The 26,263-nt window shown below is 71.3% G+C and carries 21 protein-coding genes; 19 read left to right on the top strand and 2 right to left on the bottom strand.

All coding sequences use genetic code 11. The annotated features are described in order from the left end of the window. The first annotated feature begins 19 nt into the window (after positions 1 to 19). From GXP76_RS19730 to mutM, 10 genes are all read left to right on the top strand, one after another. Positions 20 to 1,741: a DAK2 domain-containing protein gene (locus GXP76_RS19730; protein WP_308354172.1), complete on the top strand. Its 1,722-nt coding sequence runs from the start codon at positions 20 to 22 to the stop codon at positions 1,739 to 1,741. Between the two features lie 138 nt (positions 1,742 to 1,879). Beyond that, positions 1,880 to 2,215: a cupin gene (locus tag GXP76_RS19725; RefSeq protein WP_242572872.1), complete on the top strand. Its 336-nt coding sequence runs from the start codon at positions 1,880 to 1,882 to the stop codon at positions 2,213 to 2,215. Between the two features lie 98 nt (positions 2,216 to 2,313). Next, a complete protein-coding gene (gene recG / locus GXP76_RS19720) occupies positions 2,314 to 4,509 on the top strand; it encodes an ATP-dependent DNA helicase RecG (protein ID WP_242572871.1) in 2,196 nt (731 codons plus the stop codon). Between the two features lie 185 nt (positions 4,510 to 4,694). Then, a complete protein-coding gene (gene rsmD / locus GXP76_RS19715; protein WP_242572870.1) occupies positions 4,695 to 5,276 on the top strand; it encodes a 16S rRNA (guanine(966)-N(2))-methyltransferase RsmD in 582 nt (193 codons plus the stop codon). Between the two features lie 26 nt (positions 5,277 to 5,302). Next, entirely contained in the window at positions 5,303 to 5,782 is a 480-nt protein-coding gene (gene coaD / locus GXP76_RS19710) for a pantetheine-phosphate adenylyltransferase (RefSeq protein WP_242572875.1), read from the top strand. 135 nt (positions 5,783 to 5,917) lie between these two features. Further along, the gene (locus GXP76_RS19705; RefSeq protein ID WP_242572869.1) at positions 5,918 to 7,111 is read left to right on the top strand and encodes a cell division initiation protein; all 1,194 of its coding nucleotides are present in this window, start codon (positions 5,918 to 5,920) and stop codon (positions 7,109 to 7,111) included. 202 nt (positions 7,112 to 7,313) lie between these two features. Beyond that, the gene (locus GXP76_RS19700; RefSeq protein ID WP_147878288.1) at positions 7,314 to 7,922 is read left to right on the top strand and encodes a DUF177 domain-containing protein; all 609 of its coding nucleotides are present in this window, start codon (positions 7,314 to 7,316) and stop codon (positions 7,920 to 7,922) included. Between the two features lie 2 nt (positions 7,923 to 7,924). Then, complete coding sequence (gene rpmF / locus GXP76_RS19695; protein WP_003965982.1) at positions 7,925 to 8,098, top strand: 50S ribosomal protein L32; 174 nt, start codon at positions 7,925 to 7,927, stop codon at positions 8,096 to 8,098. Between the two features lie 19 nt (positions 8,099 to 8,117). Then, complete coding sequence (rnc, locus tag GXP76_RS19690) at positions 8,118 to 8,999, top strand: ribonuclease III (protein WP_242572868.1); 882 nt, start codon at positions 8,118 to 8,120, stop codon at positions 8,997 to 8,999. Positions 9,000 to 9,168: 169 nt separating this feature from the next. Beyond that, positions 9,169 to 10,029 carry a bifunctional DNA-formamidopyrimidine glycosylase/DNA-(apurinic or apyrimidinic site) lyase gene (mutM, locus tag GXP76_RS19685; RefSeq protein ID WP_242572867.1) on the top strand — a complete coding sequence of 287 codons (861 nt, stop codon included), beginning with the start codon at positions 9,169 to 9,171 and terminating at the stop codon, positions 10,027 to 10,029. A gap of 101 nt (positions 10,030 to 10,130) precedes the next feature. Here the strand turns inward: mutM and GXP76_RS19680 are convergent, their stop codons facing one another. Next, positions 10,131 to 11,057, bottom strand: a complete 927-nt coding sequence (locus GXP76_RS19680) for a CAP domain-containing protein (protein ID WP_242572866.1) — start codon at positions 11,055 to 11,057, stop codon at positions 10,131 to 10,133. Between the two features lie 166 nt (positions 11,058 to 11,223). Between GXP76_RS19680 and GXP76_RS19675 the strand changes: the two genes are divergently transcribed. From GXP76_RS19675 to ftsY, 5 genes are all read left to right on the top strand, one after another. Further along, a complete protein-coding gene (locus tag GXP76_RS19675) occupies positions 11,224 to 11,505 on the top strand; it encodes an acylphosphatase (RefSeq protein ID WP_242572865.1) in 282 nt (93 codons plus the stop codon). Positions 11,506 to 11,967: 462 nt separating this feature from the next. Beyond that, a complete protein-coding gene (locus GXP76_RS19670) occupies positions 11,968 to 12,186 on the top strand; it encodes a hypothetical protein (protein ID WP_023538382.1) in 219 nt (72 codons plus the stop codon). A 179-nt stretch (positions 12,187 to 12,365) separates the two neighbouring features. Further along, positions 12,366 to 16,106: an AAA family ATPase gene (locus GXP76_RS19665; RefSeq protein WP_242572864.1), complete on the top strand. Its 3,741-nt coding sequence runs from the start codon at positions 12,366 to 12,368 to the stop codon at positions 16,104 to 16,106. 136 nt (positions 16,107 to 16,242) lie between these two features. Beyond that, on the top strand, positions 16,243 to 17,667 hold the full coding sequence (locus tag GXP76_RS19660; RefSeq protein WP_242572863.1) for a sugar porter family MFS transporter: 1,425 nt from the start codon (positions 16,243 to 16,245) through the stop codon (positions 17,665 to 17,667). A 102-nt stretch (positions 17,668 to 17,769) separates the two neighbouring features. After that, positions 17,770 to 18,981: a signal recognition particle-docking protein FtsY gene (ftsY, locus tag GXP76_RS19655; protein ID WP_242572862.1), complete on the top strand. Its 1,212-nt coding sequence runs from the start codon at positions 17,770 to 17,772 to the stop codon at positions 18,979 to 18,981. A gap of 162 nt (positions 18,982 to 19,143) precedes the next feature. On the opposite strand, the gene GXP76_RS19650 is transcribed toward ftsY, so the two are convergent. Beyond that, a complete protein-coding gene (locus GXP76_RS19650) occupies positions 19,144 to 19,803 on the bottom strand; it encodes a bifunctional DNA primase/polymerase (RefSeq protein WP_242572861.1) in 660 nt (219 codons plus the stop codon). Positions 19,804 to 20,251: 448 nt separating this feature from the next. Between GXP76_RS19650 and GXP76_RS19645 the strand changes: the two genes are divergently transcribed. The 4 genes from GXP76_RS19645 to GXP76_RS19630 form a co-directional block, all read left to right on the top strand. Then, positions 20,252 to 21,724, top strand: a complete 1,473-nt coding sequence (locus GXP76_RS19645; protein ID WP_242572874.1) for a hypothetical protein — start codon at positions 20,252 to 20,254, stop codon at positions 21,722 to 21,724. 334 nt (positions 21,725 to 22,058) lie between these two features. After that, on the top strand, positions 22,059 to 23,345 hold the full coding sequence (locus tag GXP76_RS19640) for an ammonium transporter (RefSeq protein WP_242572860.1): 1,287 nt from the start codon (positions 22,059 to 22,061) through the stop codon (positions 23,343 to 23,345). Then, positions 23,342 to 23,680, top strand: a complete 339-nt coding sequence (locus GXP76_RS19635) for a P-II family nitrogen regulator (RefSeq protein WP_078074856.1) — start codon at positions 23,342 to 23,344, stop codon at positions 23,678 to 23,680. Before GXP76_RS19640 ends, GXP76_RS19635 begins: the two co-directional genes overlap by 4 nt. 187 nt (positions 23,681 to 23,867) lie before the next feature. After that, the coding region (locus tag GXP76_RS19630; protein WP_242572873.1) for a [protein-PII] uridylyltransferase at positions 23,868 to 26,263 on the top strand (2,396 nt) is incomplete at its 3' end.

Genomic DNA, 26,263 nt, shown 5'->3' with positions numbered 1-26,263 from the left:
CGCCAAGGAGGACCCCCAGGTGCCGCAGACCCTCGACGCCGCAGCGGTACGCATCTGGTGCTCGCTGGCGCTGGACGCCCTGGGCCGGGATCGCGAGGAGATCGACGCGATCAACGTCTATCCGGTCGCGGACGGGGACACCGGCACCAACCTCTACCTGACGGTGGAGTCCGCCGTGCGGGCCGTCGAGGCGGTCTTCGACGCGCACGCGACGGGGACCTCCGTACCGGATCTGCCCGACGCGGTGCGGGCCATGGCGCACGGGGCACTGATCGGCGCCCGGGGGAACTCCGGCACGATCCTGGCGCAACTGCTGCGGGGCATGGCCGAGGTGCTGTGCGAGGACGGGACCGGTGCCGGGGCGGGCCCCGGCGCGGAGGGCGCGGGCGGCGCGGCGGAGGACGGCGGCGATCACCTGGCCAGGGCCCTGCGCCGAGCGGCGGAGCTGGCTCGCGAGGCCGTCGCGCACCCCGTCGAGGGCACGATCCTCACGGTGGCCACCGCGGCGGCCGACGCGGCCGCGCGCACGGACCCCGCCGCGGGCACGGCGGGCGCCGCCGAGCGCGGTGCGGGCGACGACGGTGCGGCGTACAGCAGCGGCGCCGCCGTCCACGCCGCCTACGCCGGGGCCCGCGTCGCGCTCGACGCCACACCGGGGCAGCTCGCCGTCCTCGGCCGCGCCGGAGTCGTCGACGCCGGCGGAAGGGGCCTGCTCGCCGTCCTCGCCGCACTCGTGGAGGCCGTCACGGGCGACGCCCCGGCCCGCGTCGCGCCGGGCGCCCGCCCGCACGACCTGCCAGCCGTCGTGGAGTCCTGCGACACCGACGACAGCTCCCCGGGGCCGGCCTTCGAGGTGATCTACCTCCTGGAGACGGACGAGGCAGGCATCGCCCGGCTCCGCCGCCGGCTCGACGCGCTGGGCGACTCACTCGTCGTGGTCGGCGGCGACGGCCTGTGGAACGTGCACGTGCACGTCGACGACGCGGGCGCCGCCGTGGAGGCCGGAGTCGAGGCGGGACGCCCGTACCGGATCCGCATCACGCACTTCGGCGCCGCCGCCGGCCATCAGCGGGAGCGGGCACAGCGCGCCGTGGTCGCCGTCGTCCCGGGCGAAGGTCTCGCCGGGCTGTGCGCCGAGGCCGGAGCCACGACGGTGCTCGCGCGCCCCGGGGAGCCCCCGGCGAGCGGCGAGCTGGTCGAGGCCATCCGGCGCGCCCACGCGCACGAGGTGGTCCTCCTGCCGAACGACGCGGAGCTGCGCCACACCGCCGCTGCCGCCGCCGAACAGGCGCGCGCCGAGGGCATCCGGGTCGCCCTCATCCCGACCAGGGCGGCCGTACAGGGCATCGCCGCCCTCGCGGTGCACGAGCCGGACCGCCGTTTCGACGAGGACGTGGTCGCCATGACCTCGGCCGCCGGCGCCACCCGCTACGGCGAACTGGCCGTCGCCGAGCGACAGTCCTGGACCATGGCGGGCATCTGCCAGGCCGGGGATCTGCTGGGGCTGATCGACGGCGACGTCGCGGTGATCGGCACCGAACTCGCCGCCACCGCCGAGAGCGTTCTGGACCGGATGCTGTCGGCGGGCGGCGAACTGGTCACCCTCGTACTTGGCGAGGACGTACCCGATTCCCTCGCCGAACGCCTGGAGGGCTACGTACGGGACGGACACCTGGCCGTCGACACGGTGGTCTACCGAGGAGGCCGCCAGTCGGTGCCCCTGCTGATCGGCGTGGAGTAGGCACACGGCCGCGTACACCCGGTCAAGCCGTGGTCCCGTGCACGCGGCCACGGCTTGCACGGGGCGCGGTACCTGTGACGATGGTGGGTAGGCGCACCATGACCGACGCGCGCACCGCCCGAGGTGAGAGGCCCACCGATGGACGACCTGACCGCACTCGCCCGCCACCAGCTCGACGACGCGCGCGCCAGCGCCCACGGCCGGAGCGCGCATCTGTTCCTGCACGACGGTCCACTGCGGCAGACGGTCATCGCGCTGACCTCCGGCTCGTCCCTCGACGAGCACAACGCGCCCCCGGCGGCCAGCCTTCAGGTACTGCACGGCCGGATCCGGGTGACGAAGAAGTCCGGGGACCAGGACATGATCGCCGGGCAGGTGGGCCCCGTTCCGCACGAACGGCACGGCCTGGAGGCCCTGGAGGACTGCGCCGTCCTGCTCACCGCCGTCACCGCGGTCCGCGCGACGAGCCGCTGAGCCGGCCTCGCACCGCCCCGGTCCCGCAGCGCCTTTGACCCGCCCGCGACCTGGGGTTGTCCACAGGTGCGCGACGGATGTCAGTGATGTGGTGTGCAATGGATCGTGTGTCCGCGCTGGATGAATCACTCAAGAAGACGCTCGGTCCCGCCACCGCGAAGGTGATGGCCGAGCAGCTGGATCTGCACACCGTCGGTGATCTGCTGCACCACTACCCGAGGCGGTACGAGGAGCGGGGCCAGCTCACCCGCCTCGCCGACCTCCCGCTCGACGAGGACGTGACGGTCGTCGCCCAGGTCGCCGACTCCCGCGTTCTGAAGTTCAACGGCGGCCGTGGCCAGCGGCTGGAGATCACCCTCACCGACGGCAGCGGCCGGCTCCAGCTGGTCTTCTTCGGCCGGGGCATCCACAAGCCCCACAAGGACCTGCTCCCCGGCAGCCGGGGCATGTTCGCGGGCAAGGTCTCGATGTTCAACCGCAAGCTCCAGCTCGCCCATCCCACGTATGTGCCGCTCGGTAGGGACAGCGGCGACGAGGCGGTGGACGCCTTCGCGGGCAAGCTGATCCCGATCTACCCGGCCTGCAAGGGGCTGGAGTCCTGGAAGATCACCAAGGCGGTCGACGCCGTGCTGCCGAGGGCCACCGAGGCCGTCGACCCGCTGCCGCCCTCCCTGCGTGAGGGCCGCGGCTTCGTACCGCTGCCCGAGGCGCTGCTGAAGGTCCACCGGCCCGACACCAAGGCGGATGTCGCGGCGGCCAGGGACCGGCTCAAGTGGGACGAGGCGTTCGTGCTCCAGGTCGCCCTGGCCCGGCGGCGGCACGCGGACGCCCAACTTCCCGCGATGGCGCGGCGACCGGTGGCAGGGGGCCTGCTCGACGCCTTCGACGCCGAACTGCCCTTCACCCTCACCGACGGCCAGTTGAAGGTCACCCGCGAGATCTTCGACGATCTGGCGACCGAGCATCCGATGCACCGCCTCCTTCAGGGCGAGGTCGGCTCCGGCAAGACGATGGTGGCGCTGCGCGCGATGCTCACGGTGGTGGACGCGGGCGGTCAGGCCGCGATGCTCGCGCCGACCGAGGTGCTCGCCCAGCAGCACCACCGTTCGATCACCGAGATGATGGGACAGCTGGCCGAGGGCGGCATGCTCGGCGGCGCCGAGACCGCCACCAAGGTGGTGCTGCTCACCGGCTCCATGGGCGCGGCGGCGCGCCGTCACGCGCTGCTCGACCTGGTCACCGGCGAGGCCGGGATCGTGATCGGTACGCACGCGCTGATCGAGGACAAGGTGCGCTTCCACGATCTGGGTCTGGTCGTCGTGGACGAGCAGCACCGCTTCGGGGTCGAGCAGCGCGACGCCCTGCGCTCCAAGGGCAAGCAGCCGCCGCACCTGCTGGTCATGACGGCGACACCCATTCCCCGTACGGTCGCCATGACCGTCTTCGGTGACCTGGAGACGTCCGTCCTGGACCAACTGCCCGCCGGGCGCTCCCCGATCGCCACCCACGTCGTGCCGGCCCAGGACAAGCCGCACTTCCTGGCGCGTGCCTGGGAACGGGTGCGCGAGGAGGTCGGCAAGGGGCACCAGGCGTACGTCGTCTGCCCCCGGATCGGTGACGGCGAGGACGAGCCGAAGAAGAAGGCCGCGGCGAAGGCGGCCGAGGCCGAGGGGGACAAGCGTCCGCCGCTGGCCGTGCTGGACATCGCGCGGCAGCTCGCCTCCGGGCCGCTGGCCGGCCTCCGTGTGGAGGTGCTGCACGGCCGTATGCAGCCCGACGACAAGGACGACGTGATGCGCCGCTTCGCCGCGGGCGACGTGGACGTCCTGGTCGCGACGACCGTCATCGAGGTCGGTGTCAACGTCCCCAACGCCACGGCAATGGTGATCATGGACGCGGACCGGTTCGGCGTCTCGCAGCTGCACCAGTTGCGCGGCCGGGTGGGCCGGGGCTCCGCCCCGGGCTTGTGCCTGCTGGTCTCGGAGATGCCCGAGGCGAGCCCCGCGCGGGCCCGTCTCGGCGCGGTCGCCTCGACCCTCGACGGCTTCGAGCTCTCCCGTATCGACCTCGAACAGCGCCGCGAGGGCGACGTCCTCGGCCAGGCCCAGTCCGGAGTCCGCTCCTCGCTGCGGATGCTCGCGGTCATCGAGGACGAGGAGGTCATCGCGGCGGCCAGGGAGGAGGCCGTGGCCGTCGTCGCCGCCGACCCGGAGCTCGACTCCCTCCCGGAGCTGCGTACGGCGCTGGACGCCCTGCTGGACACGGAGCGGGAGCAGTATCTGGACAAGGGCTGAACGGCCCTCACAGGCCCGCACAGCGGCCCGGCGGGGGTCCCGGACCTCCCTCCCGGCGGGCCGCGCCGGGAGCGACGCCATATCGTGGGTGACGGCGCACGTGCCGCCCGCCGCCGCACCGGCGGGCCACGCGCACCACGCCGTCCCGCAATCCGCGCACCCCACGAACCGAGGACCCGACACCCATGACCCGCGTGATCGCCGGCGCCGCCGGCGGGCGCCGTCTCGCCGTCCCCCCGGGCAACGGAACCCGCCCCACCTCCGACCGAGCGCGCGAAGGTCTCTTCTCCACCTGGGAGGCGCTGCTCGGCACGCTCGAAGGGCTGCGCGTCGCCGATCTCTACGCCGGCTCCGGCGCCGTCGGCCTCGAAGCCCTCTCCCGGGGCGCCGCGCACAGCCTTCTTGTGGAGGCGGACGGCAGGGCGGCCCGCACCGTCCGGGACAACGTCCGCGCCCTCGGACTGCCGGGTGCCGAGGTCCGTACGGGCAAAGCAGAGCAGATCGTGACAGGACCGGCCCCCGAGGCCCCGTACGACGTCGTCTTCCTCGACCCGCCGTACGCCGTCACCGATGACGATCTTCGCGAGATCCTGCTCACACTCCGCTCGGGGGGCTGGCTCAATGACGATGCCGTCGCCACCGTGGAGCGCAGCACCAGAGGTGGGGAGTTCACCTGGCCGAGGGGTTTCGAACCGTTGCGGGAGCGCCGCTACGGCGAAGGAACCCTTTGGTACGGTCGCGCCGCCGCACCCGAAGACGCCCGATGACCGGACCGGAGAGCGAGGGAATTCAGTTGCGCCGCGCCGTCTGTCCGGGGTCCTTCGACCCCATCACCAATGGTCACCTCGACATCATTGGCCGTGCCTCCAAGCTGTACGACGTCGTCCACGTCGCCGTGATGATCAACCAGTCCAAGAAGGGGCTGTTCACCGTCGACGAGCGGATCGACATGATCCGCCGCGTCACCGCCGAGTTCGGCAACGTCGAGGTGGAGTCCTTCCACGGCCTCCTCGTCGACTTCTGCAAGCAGCGCGACATCCCGGCCATCGTCAAGGGTCTGCGGGCGGTCAGCGACTTCGACTACGAGTTGCAGATGGCCCAGATGAACAACGGCCTCTCCGGCGTCGAGACCCTTTTCGTGCCGACCAACCCCATCTACAGCTTCCTCTCCTCCTCGCTGGTCAAAGAGGTGGCGACGTGGGGCGGAGACGTCTCCCACCTGCTGCCTCCGCTCGTGCACGAGGCACTGGCCGAGCGCCTGGAGAACCGGTGACGGACGGGGCGCGGCACGCGGCGGCGGACCGGCCCCGCAACTGACGTACCGTCACCTGGTGTCGGGCCCGCACCGACTGGCCGTACAGTCGTTGCGTCCGTCTCCAACCCGGCTGTAGAGAGTGGCGAGCACACGGTGGACGTGCAGAAGAAGCTCGACGAGATCGTCGACGCGGTGGGGAACGCCCGTTCCATGCCCATGTCGGCCTCCTGCGTGGTCAACCGCGGCGAACTGCTCTCGCTGCTCGAAGAGGTACGGGAGGCCCTGCCAGGCTCCCTCGCCCAGGCGCAGGAGCTCCTCGGCGGCCACGAGCAGCTTTCCGAGCAGGCCCGCCAGGAGGCGGAGCGGATCGTCGCGGCGGCCCACACGGAGCGGTCCACGCTGATCTCCGACACCGCGATCGCCCGGACCGCCCAGGAAGAGGCGGACCGCATCCTCGCCGAGGCCCGCAGGGACGCCGAGGAGATCCGTGCCGAGGCCGACGACTACGTGGACTCCAAGCTCGCGAACTTCGAGGTCGTGCTCAACAAGACCATCGGCTCCGTCGACCGAGGCCGCGAGAAACTGCTCGGCCGCGGCCCGGGGCTCGACGAGGAGGGCTACGCCGACGAGGACGCCCCCGAGTACAGCGCCGACCCCGACACCCTGATCCGCCGCGCGGACGACTACGTGGACGCCAAGCTCGGCGCCTTCGAGGCCGTCCTCTCCAAGACGCTCGACGCGGTCGGCCGCGGCCGGCAGAAGCTGCACGGCCGCGTCGCCACCGACGACCTGGGTCTGCACATGGCGGAACAGGACGCGGCGGGGCGGCAGGGGCACACCAGCGACGCGGACTACCTGTCCGGTCTCGCCGAGCTGTCGGGGGAGCAGCCGCTCCAGGGCGCCGGGGCGGCCGCGCACCGGCCGATGGAGCCGCAGTCCCCGCCCCGGGTCCCGGAGCAGCCGGTCCAGATCCCGATCCCGGCGCAGGCACAGTCCCCGCAGCAGTACGCCGACCCCGCCGCCCAGCAGCAGTACGCGGACCCCTCCTACAGCGGTTACCAGCAGCAGGACGCGTACGCCTACCAGCAGCAGGACCCGTACGCGTACCAACAGGCCCAGCAGCCGGTCTACGACCCCGCCGCGTACGACCCGAGCTACAGCCAGGGCTACGGGCAGAACTACGACCAGGCGGCCCAGGGCTGGCAGCAGCACCCCGAGGCGCAGGGCCAGCAGCAGTCGCATCAGCAGCAGGGGCAGGACCCGCAGGGCGCGCTCGACGAGACCAGCCTCTTCGACACCAGCATGATCGACCTCGAACAGCTGCGCCGGTACGAGCAGGGGCGCTGAGCCCCGCGCTCCGCGCCGGGGCTCAGCCGGGCCCTCGCACACGGCCGGATTGGGCCAACGGCGGCCGGTCAAGTATCCTGGCTCTTCGGTCGCGTGATGTCCGCGATCCGGCCGCCCGCCCCGTACGCGACATGGCGGCCCACTCCACGAACCGAAAGTTGGGACAGCCCTGAACGCCCGCCTCGACCACCGCAACCCCCTCGTGTTCGACACACACGAGCTGGGACGGCGTCCTGGTGCGCTCAAGCGGCTGACCCGCTCCGCGGCGGCGCCCAAGGACTTCGGTATCGACGGAGTCATCGGAGTGCCGGAAGGCGCACCGGTGGAGCTCAGGATCCGCCTCGAATCGGTCATGGAGGGTGTGCTCGTCACCGGCACCGCCCGTGCGACCGCCGAGGGGGAGTGCGTAAGGTGTCTGGAGCCGGTGCGCCAGGACGTGGCAGCGGACTTCCAGGAGATGTTCTCGTACCCTGACGCCGACGACCGGGGCCGCAGCAAGCAGGCGGAACCGGCCGACGACGCCGAGGACGACGAGGACAGGCTCTACATCGAGGACGGACTGTTCGACCTCGAACCCGTGCTGCGCGATGCGGTGGTGCTCGCACTGCCCATGCAGCCGGTGTGCCGGGAGACCTGTGCCGGCCTGTGTTCCGAATGCGGAATCAGGCTGGACGAGAACCCGGACCATCACCACGACGCCGTCGACATCCGGTGGGCGTCACTGCAAGGACTCGCCGAAACCATCAAGGACGGCGAGAAGGACAACATGGGCGGCGCCGACGACGGCGCCGACGAGAAGCAGGAGAAGTAGCCGTGGCTGTTCCGAAGCGGAAGATGTCGCGCAGCAACACGCGCCACCGCCGGTCGCAGTGGAAGGCTGCGGTCCCCACCCTGGTTTCGTGTGAGCGTTGCCAGGAGCCGAAGCTCCAGCACATCGCGTGCCCGAGCTGCGGCACCTACAACAAGCGCCAGGTCCTCGAGGTCTGAGCGGCTGGTGAGAGGCTCGATGTCTGAACTGTCCAGTACCAAGAAGGCAGACAACGTCAGCACAGCCTCGTCCCACACGCTTCTGGAAGGGCGGCTCGGCTATCAGCTGGAGTCCGCCCTTCTGGTGCGTGCGCTGACCCATCGCTCGTTCGCGTACGAGAACGGCGGTCTGCCCACCAACGAACGGCTCGAATTCCTCGGGGATTCGGTGCTCGGACTGGTGGTCACCGACACGCTGTATCGCATCCACCCCGACCTGCCCGAAGGCCAGCTGGCCAAGTTGCGGGCCGCGGTGGTCAATTCGCGTGCGCTGGCGCAAGTGGGGCGCGGCCTCGAACTCGGCTCCTTCATCCGGCTCGGCCGTGGTGAAGAGGGCACGGGAGGCCGGGACAAGGCGTCCATCCTCGCCGACACCCTTGAAGCGGTGATCGGCGCGGTCTATCTCGACCAGGGTCTCGACGCGGCGTCCGAGCTGGTGCACCGGCTCTTCGACCCGCTCATCGAGAAGTCCTCCAACCTCGGTGCCGGTCTGGACTGGAAGACCAGTCTGCAGGAGCTGACCGCGGCGGAGAGTCTCGGCGTGCCCGAGTATCTCGTCACGGAGACCGGCCCGGATCACGAGAAGACCTTCACCGCTGCCGCCCGCGTCGGTGGTGTCTCGTACGGCACCGGCACCGGCCGCAGCAAGAAGGAAGCCGAACAGCAGGCGGCGGAGACCGCGTGGCGGTCCATTCGCGCGGACGCGGACGAGAGGGCTGCCGCGGTGAAGGCGGCCGTCGAGGTCCAGGCCACGTCCGGGACCAAGTCCGCGAACGAGGCCGAGGCCGAGGGCGACGTTGAAGAGGCCGCCGACACCTCTTCGGTGGCGGCTTCGGAATCCGCCGACGTGGCCAAGTCCTGACCTGTCCTGTTCCGTTCCCTTCAGGTGCGCCCCTTGTGTCGATTCGGCACGAGGGGCGCAGCTCGTGCCCGCGCCGCCGGCTGTTGCTCCCGGCCTTCCCAACTCCCGCCCCGTGTTCGCCCAGTTGGTCTCCGAGACCACTGAACCCGCCGTCCCCTGAAGGAGCACCGTGCCCGAGCTGCCCGAGGTCGAAGTCGTACGGCGCGGACTCGAACGCTGGGTCGCGGGACGGACGGTGGCCGAGACCCAGGTGCTGCACCCCCGCGCCGTACGGCGCCATCTCGCGGGCGGTGAGGACTTCGCCGCCCGCCTCAAGGGGCACCGGATCGGCGTCGCCCGGCGCCGCGGCAAGTACCTCTGGCTGCCGCTCGCCGACACCGACGCCTCGATCCTCGGGCACCTCGGTATGAGCGGCCAGCTCCTCGTACAGCCGGAATCCGCCCCGGACGAGAAGCACCTGCGGATCCGGGTCCGCTTCGACGACGACCTCGGCACCGAGCTGCGCTTCGTCGACCAGCGCACCTTCGGCGGGCTCTCGCTGCACGACAACACCCCCGACGGGCTGCCGGACGTCATCGCCCACATCGCGCGCGACCCGTTGGACCCGGCGTTCGACGACGCCGCGTTCCACACCGCGCTGCGCCTGCGCCGTACGACGGTCAAGCGCGCGCTGCTCGATCAGTCCCTCATCAGCGGCGTCGGCAACATCTACGCGGACGAGGCGCTGTGGCGCGCCAAGCTCCACTACGAACGGCCGACGGCCTCGCTGCCCCGTCCCCGCTCGGTCGAACTGCTCGGTCACGTACGCGACGTCATGAACGCCGCGCTGGCGGTCGGCGGCACCAGCTTCGACAGCCTCTACGTCAACGTCAACGGCGAGTCCGGCTACTTCGACCGGTCACTGGACGCGTACGGCCGCGAGGGCGAACCGTGCCGCCGCTGCGGCACCCCCATCCGCCGCCGCCCCTGGATGAACCGGTCGAGCTACTTCTGCCCCCGCTGCCAGCGCCCGCCCCGCGTCGCCCCGTAACCGCTCCCTGTCCGCGGCCGTGACACGGGCGAGGCCCGCGACGCGGAGCTGTCGCGGGCCTCGTTCGGTCGTGCGGGTGGGAGTACGGACGCGGCGACGGCTCAGAAGCCGAAGTCCTGCGTCCACCACGGGCCGCCCCCGGCGAAGTGCGCGCCGATGCCGATGGTCTTGTAGTCGCAGTTCAGAATGTTCTCCCGGTGGCCCTCACTCGCCATCCAGGAGGCCATCACCGCTTGGGCGTCGGCCTGGCCCCGGGCGATGTTCTCGCCGCCCAGATTGGTGATCCCCGCCTCGTCGGCGCGGTCCCAGGGGGTGTCGCCGTCCGGGTCGGTGTGGTCGAAGAAGCCCCGGTCCGCCATGTCCTTGCTGAACGCCTCGGCCAGACCGTTCAGGGCGGTGTCGGCGCGCAGCGGCTGACAGCCGGCCTTCGCCCGCTCCTCGTTGACCAGCGCGAGCACCTCCGCCTCGGCGGTGGCCGGGGCGGAGACGGAGGGACGCGGCGTCTGCGGCGGCGGCGTGGGCCGGTCGGTGGGCTTCGCCGGCGCGGGCGCCCTGCTGGACGGGCTGTCGCTCGTCTCCTGGCTCCGGCTCCGCGTGGGATCGCTCTCCGGCGTCTTCGCGGGCTTCGACGGGCTCGGGGAGGCGGACGGCTTGTCCGGCGTCGACGGCGCGGCCTTCGACGGCGTGCCCGGCCGGTCGTCGCCACGGCTCGGCGGCGCGGCCGCCTCGTCGGTGGGCTCCGCGGTCGAGCCACCCTGCTGCTGGAGCTCGGGCGCGCCAGCGGTGCGGACCTGCTCGCCCGGGAGGTTGCCGCCGCCGACGGTGTACTGCTCCCCGCCGGGCAGCAGCCCGGAAGCCACGGCCACGGCTCCCATGGCCATCGCGGCGGAGGCGCCGAGCAGTCCGGTCCGTACGGGGCCGCCGATGCCCTTCCTCCGGCTTCGGCCCCGCCCGCGGTGCCGGCCTGCCGCACCGGCCGCGTGGTCCTCAGCGGCGGGTGCGCCGGATGAGCGACTATGGCGTCCCATCTGCTGCGCCTTCCTCGATGTGCTCAGGTGCTCGCGATTGCTCTCGCACCGCTCATGACGTCAATGTCCTTCACCCATTCGAGTGAGGCTCATTTCGACGGGACTGTACGCCAAGCGGGCTGGGGGCGATGTGCTCACCGAGGTATTGGCCCATTAGCTTGCACCTATGAACGAAGACGTGCGGATCACCGCTTGGGTACGCGGTCGCGTACAGGGAGTTGGCTTCCGCTGGTTCACCAGGGCAAACGCTCTGGAGATCGGGGGCCTGAAGGGCTTCGCCCTGAATCTGGACGACGGCCGGGTACAGATCGTCGCAGAGGGATCACGTGATAATTGCCACCGTTTGCTCGAGTGGCTTCGTTCGGACGACACGCCCGGTCGTGTTGACGGAGTCACTGAGATTTGGGGCACACCGCGCGGTGGATACGAGACCTTCGCCATCCGCTGATCGCGACCGGCGGCGCGGTGACCCGAAGTGGTCCGCACGATCGCGATCATTCCCGCTCGATCTTGAACAGGCCGCGGTATGCCGTGACGCTCCCGGCCGATGTGGCGCCCGGCCTGCCCGTATGCCCCCGGCAAGTGCGTCTGGCAGGAATGGACCGATGGTTGCCAAGAACGGGCTCTCATGCCAAGCTGCCGCGTTAACGATGATCTCCACGCCCTCCGGGGCCGCAGGAGAGGCGCCGCCGCACCGCACGCGGACGGCCGCCCCTGGGCCGCCCGGCGATGACGGGCTGTGATCGTGTTGACCGTCAAACTTTTTGGTGAGACTCTGGAAGCCCCGCGCACCTTGGCTGTTTGGCAGTAAGAATCACAGTGCGGAACCTCTGCCAGGCAGTGCGGGTGCGGAAATCCCTCACGACCCACACCGCTTCGGTCGGTCACTCAGTGTGGAGGCCCATCCATCATGGCAAAGGCGCTTCTCGGTTACGTCGGCGGATCTGACCCGCGACTCCTCGCCGAGATGCGACGGCTTCAGCAACGCGTCCAGGACCTCGAATCCGAGCTTGTACGGATCCAGTCCGAGAATGACGCGTTGAGCGCTGCCGCCGCACAGCACCATGGCGATTCGCCGTTCGACGGCATCGACCTCGACGTACCCCAGGCGGAGCCGGCGCTCACCTGACAGCAGCCCCCGCCGGGGCCAGGTGAGAAACACTCTCGCGAGAACATGCAAGGGACGCTTCGGCGTCCCTTCTGTCTTTCCCCCCACCGTGAAACCGGTTCTTCTCACGACTGATGTGCCCTCCTCATTCAGCGGTGAAACCGCCGTCGGGCGAAGTGAGGAAGGTAGAGTCCGGCGGCGTGCACCTCAAGGCCATGACCCTGCGCGGGTTCAAATCCTTCGCCTCCGCCACGACGCTGCGGTTCGAACCCGGCATCACGTGCGTCGTGGGGCCGAACGGCTCGGGCAAGTCCAATGTCGTGGACGCCCTTTCCTGGGTCATGGGCGAGCAGGGGGCCAAGTCACTGCGCGGCGGCAAGATGGAAGACGTGATCTTCGCCGGCACGACCGGCAGGCCCCCGCTCGGACGCGCCGAAGTCTCCCTCACGATCGACAATTCCGACGGTGCGCTGCCCATCGACTACGCCGAGGTCACCATTACGCGGATCATGTTCCGCAACGGCGGCAGCGAATACCAGCTCAACGGAGACACCTGCCGGCTGCTCGACATCCAGGAACTGCTTTCCGACTCCGGTATCGGCCGCGAGATGCACGTCATCGTCGGCCAGGGACAACTCGATTCCGTCCTGCACGCCGATCCGATGGGGCGCAGGGCATTCATCGAAGAGGCCGCGGGCGTTCTGAAGCACCGCAAGCGCAAGGAGAAGGCGCTGCGGAAGCTGGACGCGATGCAGGCCAACCTCGCACGCGTCCAGGACCTCACCGACGAACTGCGGCGACAGCTCAAGCCGTTGGGGCGGCAGGCCGCCGTGGCGCGGCGCGCCGCCGTCATTCAGGCGGACCTGCGCGACGCGCGGCTGCGGCTGCTCGCCGACGACCTCGTGAAGCTCCGCGACGCCCTCCGTACGGAGGTTGCCGATGAGGCGGCGCTCAAACAGCGCAAGGAGGAGGCCGAGCTCCGGCTGAGGAACGCGCTGGCGCGCGAGGCGGAGCTCGAGGACGAGGTACGGAGGCTGGCACCGAGACTCCAGCGTGCGCAGCAGACCTGGTACGAACTCTCCCAGTTGGCCGAGCGGGTACGGGGCACCGTCTCGCTGGCCGACGCCCGCGTGAAGAGCGCCACCGCCACGCCCGAGGACGAACGGCGCGGACGGGACCCCGAGGACATGGAGCGCGAGGCCGCCCGCATCCGGGAGCAGGAGGCGGAGCTGGAGGCCGCGCTCGAAGCGGCCGAGCGCGCGCTGGAGGACACCGTCGCGCACCGCTCCGACCTCGAACGCGATCTCGCGGCGGAGGAACGCCGCCTCAAGGACGTGGCGCGCGCGATCGCCGACCGCCGGGAGGGACTCGCCCGGCTGAATGGACAGGTGAACGCCGCGCGTGGCCGCGCCGCGTCGGCGCAGGCCGAGATCGGCCGGCTCGCCGAGGCCCGTGACGGGGCGCGGCAGCGCGCCGTCACCGCCCAGGAGGAGTACGAACAGCTCAAGGCCGAGGTCGACGGTCTGGAAGCCGACGACCACGAGCTGGGCGAGCGGCACGACGAGGTCAAACGGGCGCTGCGCGAGGCGGAGGGCGCGCTGACGGCCGCGCGGGAGGCGGCCACGGCGGCCGAACGCGAACGGGCCGCCCTTTCCGCCCGCCACGACGCGCTCGCTCTGGGACTGCGCCGCAAGGACGGCACCGGTGCGCTCCTGGGCGCCCGGGACCGGCTCGCCGGCCTGCTGGGCCCCGCCGCCGAACTGCTCACCGTCACACCGGGCCACGAGGTCCCGGTGGCGGCGGCGCTCGGCGCGGCGGCCGACGCGATCGCGGTGACCGACGCGCCGACCGCGGCCGAGGCGATCCGCCTCCTCCGTAAAGAGGACGCGGGCCGGGCCTCACTGCTGCTCGGCGCCGAAGGGCCCGCGCGGCCGGCCGGCGTACCGGGGCAGGCCACGCCGCCGGGCGGGGCCGACGACGGGGCCCCGGTCGGGGCGAGCGGATCCGGTACGGCGCCGGGTGTGCCCGGCCAGGGGGACGGGGCGCACGCCGTCCCCGCGGTCGCGAACGGCGGGGACGGCGGGGGCGTGCACGGAGCCGCCCCTGCCCGCCCCGTGCACACCGCGGTGACCGATCTGGCCGTTCCCCGCGTCGTCGACCTCGTACGGGGCCCCGAGGCGCTCATGGGCGCCGTACGACGCCTCGTCCAGGACATGGTCGTCGTCGGCACCCTGGAGGACGCCGAGGAACTGGTCGCGGCGCGCCCAGGGCTGACCGCCGTGACGGCGGAGGGCGACCTCCTCGGCGCGCACTTCGCGCACGGTGGCTCCGCGGGGGCGCCCAGCCTGCTCGAAGTGCAGGCTTCCGTCGACGAGGCGGCCGCCGAACTGGCCGAACTCGCCGTACGGTGCGACGAACTGGCCGAGGCACAGCGCCGGGCGACCGGTCGCCGTACCGAATGCGCCGCGCTCGTCGAGGAGTTGGGGGAGCGACGACGGGCCGCCGACCGTGAGAAGTCCGCCGTGTCCGGCCAGTTGGGGCGCCTGGCCGGGCAGGCCAGGGGCGCCGCGGGCGAGGCCGAGCGCACAACGGCGGCCGCCGCCAAGGCCCAGGACGCGCTGGACCGCGCCACCGAGGAGGCCCAGGAACTGGCGGAGCGCCTCCTGGTCGCCGAGGAGGCGCCCGTCGAGGAGGAGCCGGACACCTCCGTACGGGACCGGCTGGCCGCCGACGGGGCCAACGCCCGGCAGACCGAGATGGAGGCCCGGCTCCAGGTCCGTACCCACGAGGAGCGGGTCAAAGGGCTGGCGGGCCGCGCGGACTCCCTCGACCGGGGCGCCCGCGCCGAGCGCGAGGCACGGGCCCGCGCGGAGCAGCGGCGCGCCAGGCTGCGCCACGAGGCCGCCGTCGCCGGAGCCGTCGCCTCCGGCGCCAGGCAACTGCTGGCGCACGTGGAGGTGTCGGTCGTACGCGCCGACGAGGAGCGCACGGCGGCCGAAGCGGCGAAGTCGGGACGCGAACAGGAACTGGTCGCCGAGCGGAACCAGGGGCGCGATCTCAAGAACGAACTCGACAAGCTCACCGACTCGGTGCACCGGGGCGAGGTCCTGGGCGCCGAGAAGCGGATGAGGATCGAGCAGTTGGAGGCGAAGGCCCTGGAGGAGCTGGGTGTCGAGCCCGCCGGCCTGATCGCCGAGTACGGCCCGGACCAGCTCGTACCGCCGTCCCTGCCCGCCGAGGGCGAGGAACTGCCGGAGGACCCCGAGGACCCGCGTAATCAGCCCCGGCCCTACGTACGAGGCGAGCAGGAGAAGCGGCTGCGGTCCGCCGAACGGGCGTATCAGCAACTCGGGAAGGTGAATCCGCTCGCCCTGGAGGAGTTCGCGGCGCTGGAGGAGCGGCACAAGTTCCTCTCCGAGCAGCTCGAAGACCTCAAGAAGACGCGGACCGATCTGCTGCAGGTCGTCAAGGAGGTCGACGAACGGGTCGAGCAGGTCTTCACGGAGGCGTACCGGGACACGGCCCTTCAGTTCGAGGGCGTCTTCTCGCGGCTCTTCCCCGGCGGCGAGGGACGCCTCATCCTTACGGATCCCGACAACATGCTCACCAGCGGTGTGGACGTCGAGGCCCGGCCGCCGGGCAAGAAGGTCAAGCGGCTGTCCCTGCTGTCGGGTGGCGAGCGGTCCCTGACCGCCGTGGCGCTGCTCGTCTCGATCTTCAAGGCGAGGCCGAGCCCGTTCTACGTCATGGACGAGGTCGAGGCCGCGCTGGACGACACCAACCTTCAGCGGCTGATCCGGATCATGCAGGAACTCCAGGAGAGTTCCCAGCTGATCGTGATCACGCACCAGAAGCGGACGATGGAGGTCGCCGACGCGCTGTACGGCGTCTCCATGCAGGGCGACGGCGTCTCCAAGGTGATCAGCCAGCGCCTCCACTGAGGCGCGCCCTGACGCGCCTGGACAACCTCGCCGAACGGCCGCGGTCAAGTGGTGGGCCATGCGCGGCTGTGCCCCACTGGAGGGGTTTTCCGATCACGCCCGGCGCAGCTTCGCCGGGCGGCCACAGGAGCCCCATGTGACAAGCACAGCGAAGTCGCCGCGGTCCGGCGGCCAACAGCCCCACCCGGAGCACCTCGGCCACGTCGTCTTCATCACCGCGGCAGCCGCCATGGGCGGCTTCCTCTTCGGCTACGACAGCTCCGTCATCAACGGCGCCGTCGAGGCCATCAGGGACCGTTTCGACATCGGCTCCGGCGCGCTCGCCCAGGTGATCGCCGCCGCGCTGATCGGCTGCGCCATCGGCGCCGCGACGGCCGGCCGGATCGCCGACCGGATCGGCCGAATCCGCTGCATGCGGATCTCGTCCGTGCTGTTCACCGTCAGCGCCGTCGGCTCCGCGCTGCCGTTCGCGCTCTGGGACCTCGCCATGTGGCGGGTGATCGGCGGGTTCGCCATCGGTATGGCCTCCGTCATCGGCCCCGCGTACATCGCGGAGGTCTCGCCGCCCGCGTACCGCGGCCGGCTCGCCTCGTTCCAGCAGGCGGCGATCGTCCTGGGCATCGCCCTGTCGCAGCTGGTGAACTTCGGCATCCTGCAGATCGCCGACGGCGACCAGCGCGGCGAGATCGGCGGCCTGGAGGCCTGGCAGTGGATGCTCGGCGTCATGGTCGTCCCGGCGATCCTCTACGGTGTGCTCTCGTTCGCCATCCCCGAGTCGCCCCGCTTCCTGATCTCCGTCGGCAGGAACGAAGCGGCCAGGGGGGTCCTCGCCGAGGTCGAGGACAAGAACGCCGACCTCGACGCGCGGGTGCGGGAGATCGAGGTCAACCTCCGTAAGGAGCACAAGCCGACGTTCAAGGACCTGCTCGGCAGAGTGGGCTTCCTGCCGGTCGTCTGGATCGGCATCGGCCTCTCCGCGCTCCAGCAGCTCGTCGGCATCAACGTGATCTTCTACTACAGCGCGTCACTGTGGCAGTCCGTCGGTATCGATCCCACCAGTTCGTTCTTCTACTCGTTCACCACGTCGATCATCAACATCATCGGCACCATCATCGCGATGATCTTCGTCGACCGGATCGGCCGCCGGCCGCTGCTGCTGATCGGCTCCTCCGGTATGACGGTGTCGCTGGCCCTGGCGGCCTGGGCGTTCTCCTACAAGAGCGGCAGCGGCACCGACATCTCCATCCCGAACACCCAGGGCACGGTGGCGCTCGTCGCCGCCCACTGCTTCGTGCTCTTCTTCGCTCTGTCGTGGGGCGTCGTCGTCTGGGTGCTGCTCGGTGAGATGTTCCCCGGCAGGATCCGGGCCGCGGCACTCGGCGTCGCCGCGTCGGCGCAGTGGATCGCCAACTGGGCCGTCACGGTCACCTTCCCGACCCTGTCGGACTGGGATCTGTCGGGGGCGTACGTCATCTACTCCTGCTTCGCCCTGCTCTCGATCTTCTTCATCCTGAAGTGGATTCCCGAGACCAAGGGCAAGGCGCTGGAGGAGATGGGCTGAGGCGCCCCGGGACCGGCGCCCGGGGGCCCGGATCCGCCGCCCCGTCGGGGCCCGGAATCTCCCCATCGGCCGAAGCGGGTCACCGCCTGCGAAGATGACGTGGTGGACATCGTCATTCTTGCCGTAGTCATCGCCCTGGTCGCTGTCGGCGCAATCAGCGGGCTCCTGGTCAGCAGCCGTAGGAAGAAGAAGCTGCCGCCCTCGGCACCGTCGAGCACGCCGACCATCACGACCCCGCCCGCCGAGCCGCACGTCGGCGACGAGGCGGGGCCGCCGCGGGAGGAGTCCCGCCGCACCATCGAGGAGGTGGGCCTTCCCGACGCGACCGCGACGCCGCCCGCCGTCGAGGACCCGGTCGTGGCCGCCCCGCCCGTGGCGATCGAGGTCCCGGAACCGTCGGCCGGCCGTCTGGTCAGGCTCCGTGCCCGCCTCGCACGCTCGCAGAACACCCTCGGCAAGGGGCTGCTCACGCTGCTGTCGCGCGAGCACCTGGACGAGGAGACGTGGGAGGAGATCGAGGACACCCTGCTCACCGCCGACGTCGGTGTCGCGCCCACGCAGGAACTGGTGGAGCGGCTGCGCGAGCGGGTCAGGGTGCTCGGTACGCGTACTCCCGACGAGCTGCGGGTCCTGCTCCGCGAGGAACTGCTCGCCCTGCTGCGTACGGACTTCGACCGCGCCGTGAAGACCGAGAGCGGCCTGGACACCCCGGGCGTCGTGATGGTCGTCGGCGTCAACGGCACCGGCAAGACCACGACGACCGGCAAGCTGGCGCGCGTCCTGGTGGCCGACGGCAGGTCGGTCGTGCTCGGCGCCGCCGACACCTTCCGCGCCGCCGCGGCCGACCAGCTCCAGACATGGGGCGAGCGGGTGGGTGCGCGTACGGTGCGCGGTCCCGAGGGCGGCGACCCGGCGTCGATCGCGTTCGACGCGGTCAAGGAGGGCATCGCCGAGGGCGCCGACGTCGTCCTCATCGACACGGCGGGGCGGCTGCACACCAAGACCGGGCTGATGGACGAGCTCGGCAAGGTCAAGCGCGTGGTGGAGAAGCACGGTCCGCTGGACGAGGTGCTGCTGGTCCTGGACGCGACGACGGGGCAGAACGGCCTCGTTCAGGCGCGGGTGTTCGCCGAGGTCGTGGACATCACCGGCATCGTGCTGACCAAGCTGGACGGTACGGCCAAGGGCGGCATCGTGATCGCGGTCCAGCGTGAACTGGGTGTGCCGGTCAAACTGATCGGCCTGGGCGAGGGCCCCGACGACCTGGCGCCGTTCGAGCCGGAGGCGTTCGTCGACGCGCTGATCGACGGCTGACGGCTGACGGACGCGGTACGCACCGTACGAGACGCCGTACCCGGCGGCGTACGGGGCGGCGTACGGAGAAAAGGGCCCTTCCGCGTGGTGCGCACGCGGTGGGGCCCTTCGTACGGAGGTCACGTGGCGCGGCCGACTGTCGTACCGCGGTCGGGACCGGGTTCAGTCGCGACCGTACGAGCGGTGGCAGACGTACGCCAGGGTGCCGAGCAGCAGTCGTGCCTGCGGTGGATCGGCCGCCGTGTCCAGGACCGGCGGCCGGAGCCAGCGCACAGGCCCGAGACCGCCGAGGTCGGACGGCGGGGCGGTGACATGGTCGCCGGCGCCCAGACAGCGCAGGTCGAGACCGGCGTCGTCCCAGCCCATCCGGTAGAGCAGGTTGGGCAGTTCGGCGGCGGCGCCGGGCGCGACGAAGAAGTACGCCCGCCCCGTCGGAGTGAGGGCGACGGGGCCGAGCGGCAACCCCATCCGCTCCAGCCGGACCAAGGCACGACAGCCGGCCGGTTCGGCGACGTCGATCACGTCGAAAGCACGCCCCACGGGCAGCAGTACGGCCGCTCCGGGAGTCTCGGACCAGGCTCTGGCGGCATCGTCCAGGGTGGCCCCCGCGGAGACTTCCAGCCCGGCCTCCAGGGGATGCGCGCCCGGCGCCTGGCAATCGGCCGCGCCACAGGAGCAGCGGCCCGCCACGGCGCGCGCGCCAGGGGCGACGTCCCAGCCCCAGAGTCCGGTGTACTCGGCCACCGTCGTGAATTCGGTGCCGCGGCCACGGCGCCGTGAGCCGGACCGCATCTCCCGGATTCCGCCGATCGTGAAGCCCATGCCCCCTCCAACGGGTCGAACTCGTCGGTAGTTACGATGCGGAGCCCTGTCGTGACCCTCCGTCGATTTCCTGTCCCCTTCGCGCCCTTCGTACTCGTTCCGGTGGCGCGAGATGACATCCGGGGTGGTGTGTTCGGGTCCGCGCGCCCCCGTGTGCAACGCTCCACTTGTTCCTGATCGCCACGTGGCAAGTGAATCGCGCCTGGCCGTGGGCGAGTTCATTCGAAGGGGTGGCGAATGGTGGCGTTTACCGAATCTCCCTCGCCGGAGGGGTGATCGTAGGATTACTTTGAGTGCGCGAACGGTGGGAAGTCGCACGTTCGTGGTTATGCCGCAGGCAACTCGGTTTTCTGTTCGAGGGAGCGCGATCTCCGGACAGACGACCGTAAGTGACGGCATTCTGGTAGAAGTTCGCGCGACAGGGCTTCGGTGAATGGGGGCGTTTCCAGTGGGCGGCAGCGGCGCAGACGGTACGGCTACCGGTAAGCGCCCGAACGAGCAGTTGAGCTCGTGGTTCCGGCGCAGCGGCTGGTCCAAGGGGGAACTCGCGCGCCAAGTGAACCGCCGCGCCCGCCAGATGGGCGCGCACCACATCAGCACCGACACCTCCCGCGTACGCCGCTGGCTCGACGGCGAACAGCCGCGAGAGCCCATTCCGCGCATCCTCTCGGAGCTGTTCTCGGAGCGTTTCGGCACCGTCGTGTCGGTCGAGGACCTCGGACTGCGCTCCGCACATCAGTCGCCGTCGGTCTCCGGCGTCGACCTGCCCTGGGCGGGCCCCCAAACCGTCTCGCTGATCAGTGAGTTCTCCCGCAGCGACCTGATGCTCGCCCGGCGCGGCTTCCTCGGGACGTCACTCGCGCTCGCCGCCGGCCCCGCCCTCGTCGAACCGATGCAGCGCTGGCTGGTGCCCACGTCGCCGGCCGACCAGGAGGGCGCCGACGCGGCCGCGCCGCGCCGCGCATCCCGCCTCTCCGCACCGGAGCTGGACCTCCTGGAGTCCACCACGGTGATGTTCCGCCAGTGGGACGCGCAGTGCGGCGGAGGGCTGCGCCGCAAGGCGGTCGTGGGCCAGCTCCACGAGGTCACGGATCTGCTCCAGGAGTCGCAGTCCGAGGCCACGGCACGTCGGCTGTTCAGGTGCGCGGCCGAACTCTCCGAGCTGGCGGGCTGGATGAGCTACGACGTGGGACTCCAGCCCAGCGCCCAGAAGTACTTCGTCCTGGCCCTGCACGCCGCAAAGGAGGCCGGGGACAAGGCCCTCGGGTCGTACATCCTCTCCTCCATGAGCCGTCAGATGATCCATGTCGGCCGCCCCGACGACGCCCTGGAACTCATCCACCTCGCCCAGTACGGCAGCAGGGACTGCGCCACGGCCCGTACCCAGTCGATGCTGTACGCGATGGAGGCCCGCGCGTACGCGAACATGGGGCAGCCCGGCAAGTGCAAGCGCGCGGTGCGGATGGCGGAGAACACCTTCGCCGACGCCGGGGACGAAGGCGAGCCGGAGCCCGACTGGATCCGGTTCTTCTCCGAGGCCGAGCTCAACGGCGAGAACGCGCACTCCTACCGAGACCTGGCCTACGTCGCCGGGCGCAGCCCGACGTACGCCTCGCTCGCGGAGCCCGTCATGGAACGCGCCGTGCAACTCTTCGAGAAGGACGAGGAGCACCAGCGGTCGTACGCGCTGAACCTCGTCGGGATGGCCACCGTCCACTTCCTGAAGAAGGAGCCCGAGCGGTCCACTCCGCTGATCAAGGAGGCGCTGGGCATCGCCAGGAAGGTGCGCTCCGAGCGCGTCAACACGCGGCTGCGCAAGACGGTGACGACGGCCACCAGGGACTTCGGGGACGTCTCCGAGATCAGCCAGCTCACCGAGCAGCTCACCGAGGAGCTTCCGGAGGCCGCGGAAGCCGTGTGAAGGGCCCTCGGAGCGCCTCGTGCGGTCTTGTGGCGCCCCGGGGTGCCCGCCGCTCCGCGCGGCCTCTGAGCCGCCGGCCGAGACCCTCGCCCGTACACGGCTTCCCCGCGCCGGGCCACCGGGGTGGGTGCCGCGGCCGGATTCTGCCATCGCCACACCCCGCGACACGGCAGTTCATCCAGGCGTAACACCCCGGACCACTTCGTCACTGGCGTGAAACATCGGGTGGCATCGACCGAAATCACCCCGCGTCAATCTCCTCACCACTAGTCGGCCCACAGAAGTAAGAGCATCCGCACGGGCCGTATTTCCCACCCACGAGGAGACGCCGGCCTTGAATGGCGCAGATACCGCATTCGTATTGATCAGTGCCGCGCTCGTCATGCTGATGACGCCCGGCCTGGCCTTCTTCTACGGCGGCATGGTCCGGGTGAAAAGCGCCCTGAACATGCTCATGATGTCCTTCATCTCGCTCGGCATCGTCAGCGTGCTGTGGGTGCTCTACGGGTACTCGCTCACCTTCGGTGACGACATCGGTGGAGGACTGCTCGGCAACCTCGACCACATCGGTCTGAAGGGCATCACCCCCGAGACGCTCACGGGCGGCGACGAGGGAATCCCCGTCTACGCCTTCGCCCTGTTCCAGCTGATGTTCGCCGTACTGACCCCGGCGCTGATGAGCGGCGCACTCGCCGACCGCGTCAAGTTCACCGCCTGGGCCCTGTTCATCGCCCTCTGGGTCACCGTCGTCTACTTCCCGGTCGCGCACTGGGTGTGGCAGGCCGACGGCTGGCTCTTCAAGCTGGAAGTGATCGACTTCGCCGGTGGTACGGCGGTCCACATCAACGCCGGTATCGGAGCACTCGCCGCGGTCCTTGTCGTCGGCAAGCGCATCGGGTTCAAGAAGGACCCGATGCGGCCCCACAGCCTGCCGCTGGTGGTTCTCGGCGCCGCGCTGCTGTGGTTCGGGTGGTTCGGCTTCAACGCCGGCTCCGCCCTCGCCGCCAACGGCACGTCCGCGATCATGGCCTTCAACACGCAGATCGCCACCGGCGCGGCCATGCTCGGCTGGCTCATCTACGAGCGCATCCGGCACGGCGCCTTCACCACGCTCGGCGCGGCCTCAGGAGCCGTCGCAGGTCTCGTGGCGATCACTCCGTCCGGCGCACACGTCAATCCGTTCGGCGCGCTGCTCATCGGCGTCGTCGCCGGAGCGGCCTGCTCGTGGGCCGTCAGCCTCAAGTACAAGCTCGGCTTCGACGACTCGCTCGACGTGGTCGGCGTCCACCTCGTCGGCGGCGTCATCGGCACCCTGCTCGTCGGCGTTCTGGCCGTCGACGGCATCGGCGGTGCCTCGCAGCTCGGCAAGCAGGCGATCGGCGCCTTCTCGGTGATGGCGTACTCCTTCGTGGTCTCCTGGATCCTGGCCAAGATCGTCGATGTCACCATCGGCTTCCGGGCCTCCGAGGACGACGAGACCAGCGGTGTCGACATGGCGTTCCACGCGGAATCCGCCTACGACTTCAGCGCGGTGGGAGGCTCGCCCTCGAGCCGCAGCAGTGTGACCGCTAAGGACAAGGACCTCGCCGGCGCGGCGCGGAACAAGAAGGTGGACGTATGAAGCTCATCACCGCAGTCGTCAAGCCGCACCGACTGGACGAGATCAAGGAGGCCCTGCAGGCCTTCGGCGTCCAGGGCCTGACGGTCACGGAAGCAAGCGGATACGGCCGGCAGCGCGGCCACACCGAGGTCTACCGGGGCGCGGAGTACACCGTCGACCTCGTACCGAAGATCCGCATCGAGGTGCTCGTCGAGGACGGCGACGCCGAGCAGCTCATCGAGGTCGTGGTGAAGGCCGCCAGGACAGGCAAGATCGGCGACGGCAAGGTGTGGAGCGTGCCGGTGGACACCGCGGTCCGGGTCCGTACCGGAGAGCGCGGCCCCGACGCCCTCTGACACCGGACCCGGTCCGATGCCGGCGCGTGCTCGGTGAGCGGGCACGCGCCGGCGCCCAACTCGTGACGACGTCGCGCGAGTTGAGACACCGAGCGCGCCCGGAGACCGGACGCGCCGCGAAACCGGGTGTCCCCGCACGGGACGCCCGCCGAAAGACGGGACCTGCCCGGTGACCACCCCTGAACAGATGGCCGGACAACCGGACTCGGGACCCAGCGGCTACGCGGCGGCCCGGCTGCGCCTGCTGCACGAGAAGACCCGGTCCGGCCCGCCACGCAGGGCTGCCCTGGCGCGGCTCACGGACGACTGGCTGCACGCCCTGTTCACCGCCGCCGCCCGCGAGGCGGGCGTCGAGGGCGCGGCCCTCGTCGCCGTCGGCGGCTACGGGCGCGGCGAACTCTCCCCGCGCAGCGACCTCGACCTCCTGCTCCTGCACGACGGCAGCTCCGACGCCGCGGCGATCGCCGCGCTCGCGGACCGGGTCTGGTACCCCGTGTGGGACCTCGGGCTGGCCCTCGACCACTCCGTGCGTACGACCGCCGAGGCCCGCAAGACCGCCGGCCAGGACCTGAAGGTGCAGCTCGGGCTCCTCGACGCCCGCCACATCGTCGGCGATCCGGCGCCCACCGCCGCGCTGCGCACCGCCGTACTCGCCGACTGGCGCAACCAGGCCCCCAAGCGGCTTCCCGAACTCGGCGAACTCTGCCGCGAGCGCGCGGAGCGCCAGGGCGAGCTGCAGTTCCTCCTCGAACCCGACCTCAAGGAGGCACGCGGCGGGCTCAGGGACGCCACCGCGCTGCGCGCCGTCGCCGCTTCCTGGCTGGCCGACGCCCCCCGCGAGGGGCTCGCCGACGCCCGCCGCGCCCTCCTCAACGTACGCGACTCCCTGCACCTGACGACCGGCCGGGCCACCGACCGGCTCGCCCTCCAGGAGCAGGACGGCGTCGCCGCGGACCTCGGCACCGGCGACGCCGACGAACTCCTGCGACAGGTCTACGAAGCGGCCCGCACCGTGTCGTACGCCTCCGACGTCACCTGGCGCGAGGTCAACCGCGTCCTGCGCTCCCGCGCCGCCCGCCCGCGCCTGCGCGCCCTGCTGGGCGGCAGCAGGCCCGCCCCGGAGCGGACACCGCTCGCCGAAGGCGTCGTGGAGCAGGACGGCGAGGCCGTGCTCGCCAGGACGGCGCGCGTCGAACGCGACGCCGTGCTGCCCCTGCGCGCCGCTGCCGCCGCCGCGCAGTCCGGGCTGCCGATCTCGCCCTACGTCGTCAGGCGGCTCGCCGCCGCGCGCCCGCTGCCCGTGCCGTGGCCCGCCGCGGCGCGCGAGGAGTTCGTCACGCTGCTCGGCGCGGGGGAGCCGACCGTCGCCGTCTGGGAGGCGTTCGAGGCCGAAGGCCTCATCACCCGCCTCATCCCCGAGTGGGAGCGCGTCCGCTGCCGGCCCCAGCGCAACGCCGTGCACACCTGGACCGTGGACCGCCATCTCGTCGAGACGGCGGTCGAGGCGTCCGCGCTCACCCGCCGGGTGAGCCGCCCCGACCTGCTCCTGGTCGCGGCCCTGCTCCACGACGTCGGCAAGGGCCTGCCGGGGGACCACTCCCTGGCCGGCGAGCCCGTCGCGCGCTCCGTCGCCCTGCGCATCGGCTTCGACCGGGCCGACGCCGAGGTCGTCGCCACGCTCGTACGCAACCATCTGCTGCTCGTCGAAACGGCCACCCGGCGCGACCTGGACGATCCGGCGACCGTCAGCTCCGTCGCCGAGAAGGTCGAATCGCTGTCCACCCTCGAACTGCTCCACGCGCTCACCGAGGCCGACGCGCTCGCCACCGGGCCCGCCGCCTGGTCCACGTGGCGCGGGTCCCTCGTCACCGACCTCGTCGGCCGCGTCGCCGCCGCCCTCGCGGGCAGGGCGCCCGCCGCCCCGCGCCCCGTCGTGACCAGCGCGGAACAAGAACGCCTCGCCGTCGAGGCGCTGCGCACCGGCGGCCCCGTGCTGGCCCTCCACGCCCAGCCGGAGCCTCCCCAGGAGGACGACGAACCGGAGCCGGTCGGCGTCGAACTCCTCATCGCCCTCCCCGACCGCCCCGGCGTCCTGCCGGCCGCGGCGGGGGTTCTCGCGCTGCACCGGCTCACCGTGCGGGCCGCCGATCTGCGCACCGTCGAACTGCCCACGGCGCTCGGCGAGGTCTCCGACGTCCTGCTGCTGAGCTGGCGGGTCGCGGCGGCGTACGGCTCCCTGCCCCAGGCCACGCGGCTGCGTGCCGACCTCGTACGGGCCCTGGACGGCTCGCTCGACATCCGGTCCCGGCTCGCGGAGCGCGAGGCCGCCTATCCCCGACGGCGCGGCACTCAGGCCCCGCCGCCCCGTGTGACGGTGGTGCCCGGCAGCTCGGAGCTGGCCACCGTCATCGAAGTACGCGCGCAGGACGCCCCCGGTCTGCTGCACCGGATCGGGCGTGCGCTGGAGGAGGCGGCGGTACGGGTCCGCAGCGCGCACGTCTCCACGCTGGGCGCCAACGTGGTGGACACCGTGTACGTCACCCGCCCCGACGGTGCCCTCCTGACGCCGGGGGAGGCCACGAC

The organism is Streptomyces sp. NP-1717 (assembly GCF_022695985.1).
In the GTDB taxonomy this organism is placed as follows: Bacteria; Actinomycetota; Actinomycetes; order Streptomycetales; family Streptomycetaceae; genus Streptomyces.
Note: the sequence above shows the minus strand (reverse complement) of the source record. Positions and strands in the feature narration are given on the sequence as shown.